The following is an 11,793-nucleotide window of genomic DNA, read 5'->3' as shown; positions in this document are numbered from 1 at the left end:
TACGAATATCGTTACGGTATTTTTGCTGAATAAGATAACCTAAAGCAACAATTTTCTTAAAAAGAGCGTTTTTTATTATCATTTTTTATATGTCTTAAATTGAAAATTTTCTAAAACACTTATTACACGTCCTATATAAAAAGCTGAAAAAACAGTTCCTATCCCAATACCATAAATAGAACTATGGCAAACAAGACAGATAATTATTGTTGCTAGAATCATACTGATATCAAATATATTCTTACAGAGAGAATAAGGTTTATGGAAAACTTCTGAAATACTTAATACCATACCATCTACAGGTGTCATAATTAAATCTCCTTTAATCATTAAATAAACTCCAATCGCACAACATGTATTTCCTATTAACAACACAAGTATTTGTGTATAAAGATTCAAATTGATTGTAGGTATTATGTATTGATATAAATCAACTAAAAAACCAAAGATAAAAGAAAACGGAATTTCTAAAATAAATTTAATACTAATTTTTCTTTCAAGAATCATTTGAATACAAACGAAGATTAAATAAAAAACAATATTTGCTTGCCCAATTGTTAGAAATGTTAAAAAACTTACTGCATAAGGAAGTGTACTAAAAGCCCCTACTCCTAAATTAGATAATGTATTACATGTAATCCCTAAAACTAATATATTCATTCCTAATAAATAATATAAATATTTTTTCATATCATCCCTCTTTTCATCCTTATTTTATAAATCTATTTAATAGCTATCAACCGAAATTGATAATGTCTCAAAAATAATCAAACATTAGCACCACAATGGTGCTTTTGTTTTGCAGCATAATTCGCAAAGCTAACTTTTCTCCATGAATGAGCCATTGGAAGAATATACTTTTTCTTTTTTAGGTGCTTCCTTAGGAGCATCAAATTCCTTTGATACTAGTACGTGTTCAGCTACTTCTTCCATCAGATAAAGATTATCAGCGATATTAGCCAGAAGCTGTCCATCAAATGTCTCTATGACCATGCAGTCAGTCTTTCCTGCGAAATATCTTCTGTCACCATTTTCAGTTACTGGAAAATAGTATTTATTGTTGAATCTAATGCAGTGGCCACTATCAATGGTTCTAGTTGAAAGTATTGCAAGAGTACGATTGATTTTCTCCATAGATGGTTGCTTCTCATATACCGATTGGTACTATTAAGGCGTAGAGCGAACTGATTATTGTATTTTTTTATGTAGGAGTTTAAAAATACACTTGCGTCCTCTATGTTGGTGATATGAGCGTGCCTTAGTTCGACTGGTAATCGTGACTGGAGCGTCTGGTTGAGTCTTTCGACTCTTCCTTTTGCTTGGGGTACGCTCATAGTTTTTATTTCAATTCCCAGATTATGACAGGCATAAGAGAACTGAGTGAATGTATCCTCAGCATCTGAAGATTTGTCTTTTCTTTTATATTCAAAGACAGTACGTCTATCTGTATAGAACAGAGCAGGTATGCCGTAATTAATAAGAACCTGATAAAGCACTTCATAATATCCCTTAAGTATTTCCTGACGGTCAAAATAGGCTCCTACAACCTTTCCGTCTGCATCATTTCACCTGCATATTTTGATCTAGGACGTCTTGGATGTGCATCCTGTTCATCGAGTATATTGATTCCTTTATCTCATTCTTCACCTTTTCAGATGCAGTGTCTTTCATTCTACCTTTAAGTTTTTTATTCAAGGCTTTCTTTGGTTTTTTCTGGCTTTTGGAGAAAGCACATCCTCAGCTCTCATCCAGCTGTTGAGTGTTGTATCACTTATCTTTACACCAAAGTCACTTTACACAATCTCACAGAAATGAATGAAGTTTGCGTCAGAGAAATCATTAATATAAAGAGAGATGATCTTATTCTTTATATCTAAAGGAACTGCAGAAGCGGCAGGTATATCTTTTTCAAAAGAATTCAAAAGAAATATTAAAATCTAGTAGCGCATATGTCTGATATGTCGTAAAATCTTGTTGGTATGTTTTCATGGTAGAATTAATGTACCATAAAAGGCGGACTTCGGTCCGCCTTTTTCTGTTTATGAAACTATAATGAGTTATTTACCCGTTACAGCCTCTTTTAGTCATTTTGAGGCATAAAACCCGATAAGCTTTCAGCCAATGTAGAAATCGGCATTGTCTGTACAATGACATGACCTGGTCCCTTGACTACCGTGTTAAAGAATCCTTCTCCTCCTAGGAACTTATTCTTTATACCTTTTACAGAAACAACATCAATATGACAAGATGAACTCATTGCCACAAGGTTACCTGTATTCACAACCATCTCTTCACCAGGATTTAAGTCATATTCTATTGCTGTACCATCTATCTCAATAAATAGTAAACCTGAGCCAAAATATCTATTCATGATGAACCCTTCTCCACCAAAAAATCCTATTGTACCTTTTTTAGAAAAAGAGAGTTCTCTTTTTACTGTTTCTTCACTTGCAAGATAAGAAGACTTCTGAACAATAATATCTCCCTGGCTCACATCATACACAAGTATGTCACCAGGAAAAGAAGATCCTAAGGCAATCATACTAGGCTGTGTCGCTGTATATTTATTCAAGAAAAGTGTTTCTCCTGAAAAAGCACGGCCAAATAAAGATTTCATACCACCTGATACAGTATCCATAGTTAAGGCTGGTTTCATCCATACCATTGCGCCACTATCTGTCAAAATAGATTCACCTTGATCTAGATGAAGTATTGCGACAGGAAGTGGTTTTCCTTTAATTTCATACTGCATACAATCATCTCCTACTGATCTAATTTTAATTCATAAATTGCATCTGCTAAACCATCAGCATCTGGATCCTTGAAAAAGCATGTTCCAATGGCTTTTAATTTATCTGGCGCATTCTCTGCAACGACACCAATTTCACATGTATCAATCATCTGGAAATCATTCATAGAATCTCCAAAACCGATTGTATCCTTCATATCTCCATGATAATAATCCACAACACGTCTCACACCATCTGCCTTTGTGCAGTTCTTTAAGATGATTTCACCATTAATGAAATCATCTTCATATTTAGAAAACGTCACAATATTAAACATTGGTGCAATATACTTTACACAATCATAAAAAGCGATTGGATCAGGAGCAATAAAACCAATCTTAGTGACACCTGTCTTTTCTAAATCAAACTGAGAGACAGGAATACGATTTTCTTCTTGACGTTTTAATTCAAAGAATCTCTGTAATTCTACATTATCCCCAAATTCCTTATTGTGTCTCTTGTCAAAGAATTCATTCACACCTGGTGTCTGATATATAGCATGCTCAGTTTCTAGACAGAATAAGATACCATGATTCACAAAGAGTGTCATCATTTCTGAAAGAGTATATTGATCCATATAGTTCTTAAAGATATACTTCCCATCTACCTGGACAAATCCTCCTGCACTTGCCACAATACCATCTATTGGTAATGCTTTAACATCACCTACAATAGAAGTAGGTGCTCTACCTGTACATAAGAATACTTTATTGCCCGCATTCTTTGCTGCTTGAATCGCTTCTTTAGTTTTTTCTGTTATATGTCTTGATTTTCCTACTAATGTACCATCAATATCAAAAAATAAAAATTTACTCATATACTACTCCATAATCTCATCAATCAATATAGGTTTTTCTACCTTTTCTTTACTAAAATGGAATGCACTTAATAATTCTTCTTTTCTTTCTTGTGTCCATTTACCATTATCATGAACAGTCACTAATGGTTCTCCCTGTTCTACATAATCACCAATCTTCTTATGTAGAATTAAACCAACGCTATGATCAATTTCATCTGTGACTGTTTCTCTACCGCCACCTAGACGCATTGATACTAGTCCAAGAGTTAATGCCTCTAAATCTTCAATATATCCTGCTTCAGGTGCATAAACATCAAATATATGTTCAGCTACTGTAAACTTTTCAGGATAAAGAATATAATCGCTGTCTCCACCTTGTGCTTTTACCATTGCTTCTAAGGTATGTAATGCTTTCTTAGAAGAAACGGCGTCTTCTAGCATCTTTCTTGCTTCAGTCACTGTTTCTGCTTTTTGTGCCATCATCAGCATTGTACTTCCTGCAGTTAAACATAATTCTAATAAATCTTCAGGACCATTGCCATTAAGTGTTGCAATCGCTTCTTTCACTTCTAATGAATTACCAATTGCATAGCCCAAAGGCTGGGACATATTAGAAATAGTGGCTCTTGTATCTTTATGAAGATGCTGACCAATTGTGATCATTGTACGAGCAAGCTTCTTCGCATCCTCTAAGTTCTTCATAAAAGCACCATCACCATATTTTACATCAAGTAAAATCGCATCACTGCCTGCAGCTAACTTCTTGCTCATAATAGAAGAAGCAATCAAAGGAATAGATTGAACAGTACCAGTGACATCTCTTAATGCATACATCTTCTTATCAGCAGGATCAAGAGACGCTGTCTGACCAATAATAGCTAAATGAATGTCATTCACCTGTTTAATAAAATCTTCTTCATTGACATAAATATTAAGTCCTGGAATAGACTCCATCTTATCTAGAGTCCCACCTGTATGTCCAAGTCCTCTACCACTCATCTTAGCGACTGGTACACCACATGCAGCTACCATTGGACCTAATACTAAAGATGTCTTATCACCAACACCACCAGTAGAATGCTTATCTACTTTAATGCCATGAATACCACTTAAATCAATCACATCACCACTATGCATCATTTCTAAAGTCAGCTGGGCTGTTTCGTGATCTGTTAATCCATTAAAGACAACAGCCATCAAGAAAGCACTCATCTGATAATCAGGAATATCACCTTTCGTATATCCCTGGATTAATTCATGAATTTCTTCATCAGTTAATACTACATTATCTTTTTTCTTTTCAATAAGATCTACCATTCTCATAAATGTCACCTACTCAAACTGAGTTCCTACCTCGAATATATTCTTCCCATTTAAATAATCCTTTACAGACATACGTTTCTTACCAGAAAGCTGTATCTCTGTAATCACGAATACACCATCTTCTACCTTTACCCCAATTGCATCTTTAAAGATCTTAACGATAGTGCCATTCTTTTCATCTTTATGGTGTTCCTTGGCATTAGGGCAGTTATGAATTTCACCCTTATATATTTTTACAATCTGTCCATTATAAGTTGTAAATGTACCTGGATGAGGATATAAGCCTCTTACGTGATTAAAGATTTCTCTTGCTGTCTTATTCCAGTCAAGTCTTTCATCTTCTCTCTTAATAATAGGTGCATAAACAACTTCATCAGGATTCTGTGGAATTCTATCATTTGTTTCATCAAAGATAGATGGTAATGTATCCTTTAATAATTCAGCACCAATATCAGTTAAACGATCATATACAATTTCTAAGTTATCATCATCTGTAATTGGTGTGGATCTTTGAGAGATAATATCACCTGCATCCATCTTTTCTGCCATATACATAATAGTCACACCTGTTTCTGTGCGACCATCAATAATAGCACGATGCACTGGTGCCCCACCACGATAAAGTGGTAATAAAGAAGCATGCACATTCACACATCCTAGACGTGGTGCTTCTAATACAGCAGTTGGGACAATCTGTCCATAAGCTGCTGTAATAATTAAATCAGGCTTTAGATCTAAGACTGCCTGATAATCATTTCTAATACGTTCTGGCTGTAATACAGGAATATCATGTTTTAATGCTTCCTGTTTCACATCACTCATAGTGAGTACTTTCTTTCTTCCTACATAACGATCTGGCTGAGTGACAACACCCACAACATCATATTTATTTTCTAGTAACATCTGCAGTACTTTTAATGAAAAAGATGCAGTTCCCATAAAAACAATTTTTTTACTCATAAAATTCCTCCTGTATTGTCTTTTTATTATAACATACTCATTTATTAAGTGCTACCACACAGGAAAAACCAAAAAAACTATTGCAATCATCTAGCATTTTTGGTATTATAGTTCAGCAAACTATAGAACGAGGTGAGATTATTATGGCAAACATGAAACAGCAGATTAAACGTTATAAAAACGATAATGAAAAAAGATTAGCAAACAACGCAGTAAAGAGCGCTTTAAAGACTTCAATCAAGAAAGTATTAAACGCTGTAGAAGCTGGTGACAAAGAAGTTGCTGCTAAGGAATTTAGCGATTGCACAAGACAGTTAGATGCATCTGTAACTAAGCATATCCATCACAAGAACTATGCTAGCAGACAGAAAGCAAGACTTCAGAAGAAAATTAACTCAATCGGATAATTGATAGAGTTTTCTATATGAAACATAAACATCCAGCATTTTGCTGGATGTTTTCTTATGCCTTGCATTTGTATTATAAGTTTCTTAAAATATAAAGTGCGAGGTATAGAAATATGTTAAGAGAAGAAACAAGAAGTGTACAGGTAGGCAATTTAACTATCGGTGGTAATAATCATGTAGTGATTCAGTCTATGTGTAATACAAAGACTAAGGATGTAGAAGCAACTATTAAACAGATCAATGCATTACAACAGGCAGGTTGTGAACTTGTAAGAGTAGCTGTATTTAATAAAGAAGATGCTTATGCAATTAAAGAGATCAAGAAAGGGATTCATATTCCTTTAGTGGCTGATATTCATTTTGATTATAAGCTCGCTCTTATCGCCATAGAATCTGGTATTGATAAGGTACGTATTAATCCTGGTAATATTGGTTCTATCGAAAAGGTAAAAGCAGTTGTAGATGCATGTAAAGAGAAGCATATCCCTATTAGAATTGGGGTTAATGGTGGTTCTTTAGAAAAAGATATTCTAGAGAAATATGGAGAACCTACACCTGAAGGTATGGTTGAATCCGCAATGAAGCATGTAAAGATTCTAGAGGATCTAGATTTCCATGATATCGTTATTTCATTAAAGTCTTCTAATACAATGTTGACCATTAAAGCATATGAATTAGCGTCTAAAACATTCCCTTACCCTTTACATGTAGGTGTCACTGAAGCAGGCACAGCCTTAGGAGGCACTATTAAGTCTTCTTTAGGTATTGGTACATTATTATATGAAGGTATTGGAAATACTATTAGAGTGTCTTTAAGTGATGATCCTGTAGAAGAAATTAAGGTTGCTAAGATTCTATTAAAAGAATTAGGTTTATTAAAGGGTGTCCCTACTCTTGTATCATGTCCTACTTGCGGTCGTATTCAGTATGATTTGATTCCTATCGCTAAAGAGATGGAAGATTTCTTAAAGGATATTCATCTCGATATTACAGTCGCAATTATGGGTTGTGCAGTAAATGGTCCAGGTGAAGCACGTCATGCAGATATTGGTATTGCAGGTGGTGTTGGTGAAGGTCTTCTTATTAAGCATGGAGAGATTGTAAAACGTGTTAAACAGGAAGATATGGTTCAGACACTTAAAGATGAAATTCTAAAGATGGTTGAAGAAAAAAGCGAGTAATTCATAAACTCGCTTTTTTACGTTACGTTAGATTTTCTATTTCATTACATATTTTGTAGATCTACCTTTTCCTTGAATCAGTACAACTCCCTTTTTCTCTAGTATTTTTAATAGAGAAGAGACTTTTGATTTACCAAAAGGTGTACTTGGTACTATTTCACTAATAGATTTTAGGACTGTTTTACTTAACGCTTTTAAAACAAGATGCTCATCATCTGTTAAATCAGAAATATCTTCAAAAACAGGCAATTCAATCTTTATAGTATTTTCTGATACTTCAAAACGAGGTTTCACAAAACTACTTTCATACAATTGTTTGATTCGTGTAATACCTGTTCCAAATATTTCTACAAATCCTAATCGATAGAATACATTCGCAAGATTTCTATTTCTTAAAACAGATGTTTTACCATTCAAATACTCTTCTTCAGAAATTCCTGAAGGCAATCCACCTGGAGATACTATATCGATATGATTATCAAACATAGATATTCTAATATGAGAATTCACATCCCACATCCTATGAATAAGTCCATTCGCAATAGCTTCTCTAAAAGCTGCTTCCGGTATTTTTTCGACATTCCTTCTTTCAGATCCTTCTATCACTTCATATCTATAATAATCTCTAAATACCTCAAGCGATTTCTTATAGACTTCTAAAATAGACATATGATCAAATGTAATTCTTTTCTGAATAATACTGATATTTTCTCCAAATTTTATAATATCAACTCCAGGAAAATCATTAGTATCCGCTAGTAAACCAGCCGCGTTATTATATCCATTATTATTGTCATAGAGGTTAAGAGTTTTTAATGTATCAAGATTAAACGAACTGATTTGAATAGTTTTTTCTAATTGTTCTTCAAGGAAATGAAAAGTAAGATTCTGATCCTTGTATGGTAGTTCTTCAAAACTAATATTTTTCCCTTCCAATACAAGCCTTGAAAACTCTAATGTATCTACTTCTATAGTTGCAGAATCATTACGCTTATATGCTTTTGATTTATATAAGTATGGTTTCTGTAATCCACTTTTCACAATAAGTTTTATAGTCTTGTTTACTTCATTTGGTTCAAGTACATAATCTGGTTGTGGAGAAATAGTATCATTAATTTTGTTTTCAATATCTAAACACGCCTTGATTATATCTGACAACCCTTTAATATTGCCATCATCGTCAACTCCAAACAAGATTGTTCCACCATAATAGTTTGAAAAAGCACTAACTGTTTTCAAGAAAGTACTTGTGATTGTTTCTTTAAACTCTAGATTTCTTGTTTCACGCATATTACTATCTCCTTTCCTATTCTACTACTTTAAGTATAATTAAAAATGAGCGTAAATTCAATTGAAAACTTTTTCGTCCAAATTATTTCAATCGTAAATCAGAAAAAACACCCTTTTTGTATGATTTCCGAGTGAATAATACACTTAATTATACGAATATCAATCTCGGAATACATTCAGTATCTCACAAATGCAATTAAAATGAACGTAATTTCAATCCATTCCATTTTCGTTCATACTTTATAATAAGATTAAAATTATAAACTATAGAACAGTGTTTTTTATGACACAAAATACTCATTAGATACATACATAGAGCTTATTCAAGCAAAAATACGCGTAAAAACAATCGAAGATTCAATCGAAAGCTTTTTCGTCCGCAATATTTTCAATCGTAAATTTTAAAACACCCTCCTTGTTGGATTTTCGTCAAAATTAATAACTCGCTCGTTACATGACAGGGTAATAATATAGCTGAATTATTCAACAATACACATCAAAAACAATCGTAAATTCAATCGAAAAGTTTTACGTCCAAATTATTTCAATCGAAAACTAATAAAATAAGCTATTTACGTACTTTTCGACCAAATTATGTACTTATTGAACATAAAAAATAAGTAGCCAATTACAGCTGCTTATTCAAACATTTCTTTTAAACCTGGGTTGAATTCATGCTTCTTCAGCATTTCAATCTCTTCTTTATAAGGTGCATTCTTTTCAATATAAGGTGTTTCTAGAATCTTAGGAACATCTTTTAAGCGTTCATTAGATACAATAGAGTCTAATGTATCAAAACCGATTGTCCCAAAACCAATATTCTCATGTCTATCTTTATGAGAACCTTGTGGATTCTTAGAATCATTGACATGAACTACTAATACCTTATCTAAACCAATCTTTTCATCGACTTCATCAAGAATTGCATCAAAATCAGAAATATCATAACCTGCATCATTTAAATGACAAGTATCTAAGCATAAACCTAATAATTCAGGATAATCACAATGATCAATAACATAAGCTAACTGATCAAATGTTCTACCTAGTTCAGTGCCTTTACCAGCCATTGTTTCTAAGGCAATATGTACCTTCTGGTCTGGCTTCATTGCTTCATTTAAGCCAGATACAATCGCATCTAGTCCTGCTTCGTCCCCTGCTTTAACATGAGCACCTGGATGAAGAACAAGTCTTGTAGCCCCAATTTCATCACATCTTTCAATTTCTTGACGTAAGAATGATACAGCAAGTTCTCTTGTTTCAGGCTTGATTGTATTTCCTAAATTAATGATATAAGGGGCATGAACAACAACCTTGTCCATGTCTATTCCCTTTTCGTTCATTAATTCTTTAGCTTCTTCTACACGTAATTCAGAAACAGGTTTACGTCTCGTATTCTGAGGCGCACCTGTATAAAACATGAATGTAGTGGCGTTATAACTTAATGCTTCTTTCACACTTCCTAGAAGCATTTCCTTACCACCCATTGAAACATGTGAACCTATAATCACTGCATACTCTCCCTTTCACGTTTTTCTCTCTGTGCCTATTTCGCACGTTCTTTTTTCTGTTTCTGGATATCTTTACGAATAATATCTCTTTTCTTTTTCTGGTAAATAGCCTGGATTTCTCTTTTTCTCTTCTTCTTATAAACAGGTTTAACCTTCTTAGGTCTCTTAATAATACGCTGAATTTCTTTTTCTAATTCAGACTGTGGCGCATTTCTATTCTTACGCTTATTACGTGCCTTGGCATCCGTTAATACACCGTTACGGATTTCTTTTACTTCAAAGTGAATACCCTTCTTTTCAAGTGATTCAACCATCTGCTGATTAGATGAATCATACATAGAATAACATTCACCCTTATACTTACCACGTCCACATCTACCAGATCGATGAATATAGAAGTCTCTTTCTGTTGGGAATTCCATATTAATAACATGAGATACACCATCAATATCAATACCTCTAGCCGCAATATCTGTAGCCACAATGTACTGATATTCATTATTGTTGATACGTCTCATCATCTGTTTACGTTCACGTGGTTCTAAATCACCATGAATTTCACCGACACGATAACCATCGCTTCTTAACTGATCAGATAGCTTAGTGGCTTCTGTTCTCTTATTACAGAAGATTAAGCAGATATATGGATCAATGATATCCATGATATTCTTTAATACTGTATAACGGTCATGATGCTTTGTATGAATTAAGTAATGTTTTGTATTGTCTGTTGTTTTCTTATGGGCATCAATCTGTACTAATTCTGGCACATTCATATATTTTCTTAAGAATGGCCATAAATGTTCAGGAATAGTTGCTGAGAATACAAGCATCTGTAAATCTTCTCTCATCTTAGATAAGACTGCATCTAAATCTTCAAGATAACCATATTCTAAAGTCATATCGGCTTCATCCACTACAAATGTAGTAGCTGTAGTGATGATTAAAGCCTGTTCATTTAAAGATAAGTCTTTAATACGTCCTGGTGTACCAATAACGATATGTGGCTGTGTAGAAAGCTTATTAATAGCCTTCTGCTTATCAGAACCACCAATTACAAGTGAGATTCTTAAATCAGGGTTTTCTTTCTTGAATTCCTTTGCGTTTTCATAAATCTGATGTGCAAGTTCTCTTGTAGGAGTTGTAATAACTGCCTGTACATAATCTGCACTTGTATCAATACGATCAATAATAGGAATTAAGAATGAATGAGTTTTACCAGTACCTGTCTGTGAGATACCAATAATATCTTTATTCTTATAAACAAGGGGAATCACCTTATCCTGGATAGGTGTTGGTGATGTGAAATGTATGTTGCTTAAAGTCTTTTTTACATAATCATTAAATTGAAATTTATCAAATAAATCCATTATAATTCGCCTCCTTTAGCGTCTATTATCATACCATGATTTGAAAAAAAAACAAATCTAATCTCACTTATGTTAGAATTGTATTTGAGGTGAAAAGTGTGAAACAAAAATCAATCAAAACGTATAAAAAAAGACGAACTTAAAAACAAGTTTGAATAATTTA

General features: G+C 33.5%; 11 protein-coding genes. 2 read left to right on the top strand and 9 right to left on the bottom strand.

Features of this window, described 5'->3' with window-relative positions:
- Positions 1-78: 78 nt before the first annotated feature.
- The 6 genes from ACFOZZ_RS10860 to fmt form a co-directional block, all read right to left on the bottom strand.
- The gene (locus ACFOZZ_RS10860; RefSeq protein ID WP_376815240.1) at positions 79-690 is read right to left on the bottom strand and encodes a YczE/YyaS/YitT family protein; all 612 of its coding nucleotides are present in this window, start codon (positions 688-690) and stop codon (positions 79-81) included.
- Positions 691-819: 129 nt separating this feature from the next.
- Positions 820-1,134 carry a hypothetical protein gene (locus tag ACFOZZ_RS10855; RefSeq protein ID WP_376815239.1) on the bottom strand — a complete coding sequence of 105 codons (315 nt, stop codon included), beginning with the start codon at positions 1,132-1,134 and terminating at the stop codon, positions 820-822.
- A gap of 946 nt (positions 1,135-2,080) precedes the next feature.
- Positions 2,081-2,752 (bottom strand): TIGR00266 family protein, encoded by a 672-nt coding sequence (locus tag ACFOZZ_RS10850; protein WP_279148291.1) that lies wholly within the window; start codon positions 2,750-2,752, stop codon positions 2,081-2,083.
- Positions 2,753-2,763: 11 nt separating this feature from the next.
- Positions 2,764-3,606: a Cof-type HAD-IIB family hydrolase gene (locus ACFOZZ_RS10845; RefSeq protein WP_055234213.1), complete on the bottom strand. Its 843-nt coding sequence runs from the start codon at positions 3,604-3,606 to the stop codon at positions 2,764-2,766.
- A 3-nt stretch (positions 3,607-3,609) separates the two neighbouring features.
- Entirely contained in the window at positions 3,610-4,911 is a 1,302-nt protein-coding gene (locus tag ACFOZZ_RS10840; RefSeq protein WP_376815238.1) for a pyrimidine-nucleoside phosphorylase, read from the bottom strand.
- Positions 4,912-4,920: 9 nt separating this feature from the next.
- Complete coding sequence (gene fmt / locus ACFOZZ_RS10835; protein ID WP_055234211.1) at positions 4,921-5,871, bottom strand: methionyl-tRNA formyltransferase; 951 nt, start codon at positions 5,869-5,871, stop codon at positions 4,921-4,923.
- 143 nt (positions 5,872-6,014) lie between these two features.
- Between fmt and rpsT the strand changes: the two genes are divergently transcribed.
- Together rpsT and ispG are read left to right on the top strand one after the other, a co-directional pair.
- Positions 6,015-6,278, top strand: coding sequence for a 30S ribosomal protein S20 (gene rpsT, locus ACFOZZ_RS10830; protein ID WP_055234210.1), 264 nt, complete (start codon positions 6,015-6,017; stop codon positions 6,276-6,278).
- A 113-nt stretch (positions 6,279-6,391) separates the two neighbouring features.
- Positions 6,392-7,459, top strand: coding sequence for a flavodoxin-dependent (E)-4-hydroxy-3-methylbut-2-enyl-diphosphate synthase (gene ispG / locus ACFOZZ_RS10825; protein ID WP_055234209.1), 1,068 nt, complete (start codon positions 6,392-6,394; stop codon positions 7,457-7,459).
- Positions 7,460-7,495: 36 nt separating this feature from the next.
- Here ispG and ACFOZZ_RS10820 read toward each other — a convergent pair whose 3' ends face one another.
- The 3 genes from ACFOZZ_RS10820 to ACFOZZ_RS10810 all read right to left on the bottom strand — a co-directional run bounded on the left by ACFOZZ_RS10820 (position 7,496) and on the right by ACFOZZ_RS10810 (position 11,630).
- Complete coding sequence (locus ACFOZZ_RS10820) at positions 7,496-8,749, bottom strand: RNA-binding domain-containing protein (protein WP_376815237.1); 1,254 nt, start codon at positions 8,747-8,749, stop codon at positions 7,496-7,498.
- Between the two features lie 638 nt (positions 8,750-9,387).
- Complete coding sequence (locus ACFOZZ_RS10815; RefSeq protein ID WP_376815236.1) at positions 9,388-10,260, bottom strand: deoxyribonuclease IV; 873 nt, start codon at positions 10,258-10,260, stop codon at positions 9,388-9,390.
- Between the two features lie 35 nt (positions 10,261-10,295).
- Positions 10,296-11,630, bottom strand: a complete 1,335-nt coding sequence (locus tag ACFOZZ_RS10810) for a DEAD/DEAH box helicase (protein WP_376815235.1) — start codon at positions 11,628-11,630, stop codon at positions 10,296-10,298.
- Positions 11,631-11,793: the final 163 nt, after the last annotated feature.

It is taken from the genome of Catenibacterium sp. GCM10023432 (assembly GCF_042651925.1).
GTDB classification, from domain to species: Bacteria; Bacillota_I; Bacilli_A; order Erysipelotrichales; family Coprobacillaceae; genus Catenibacterium; species Catenibacterium mitsuoka.
This window is presented reverse-complemented; position numbering and strand designations above follow the sequence as displayed.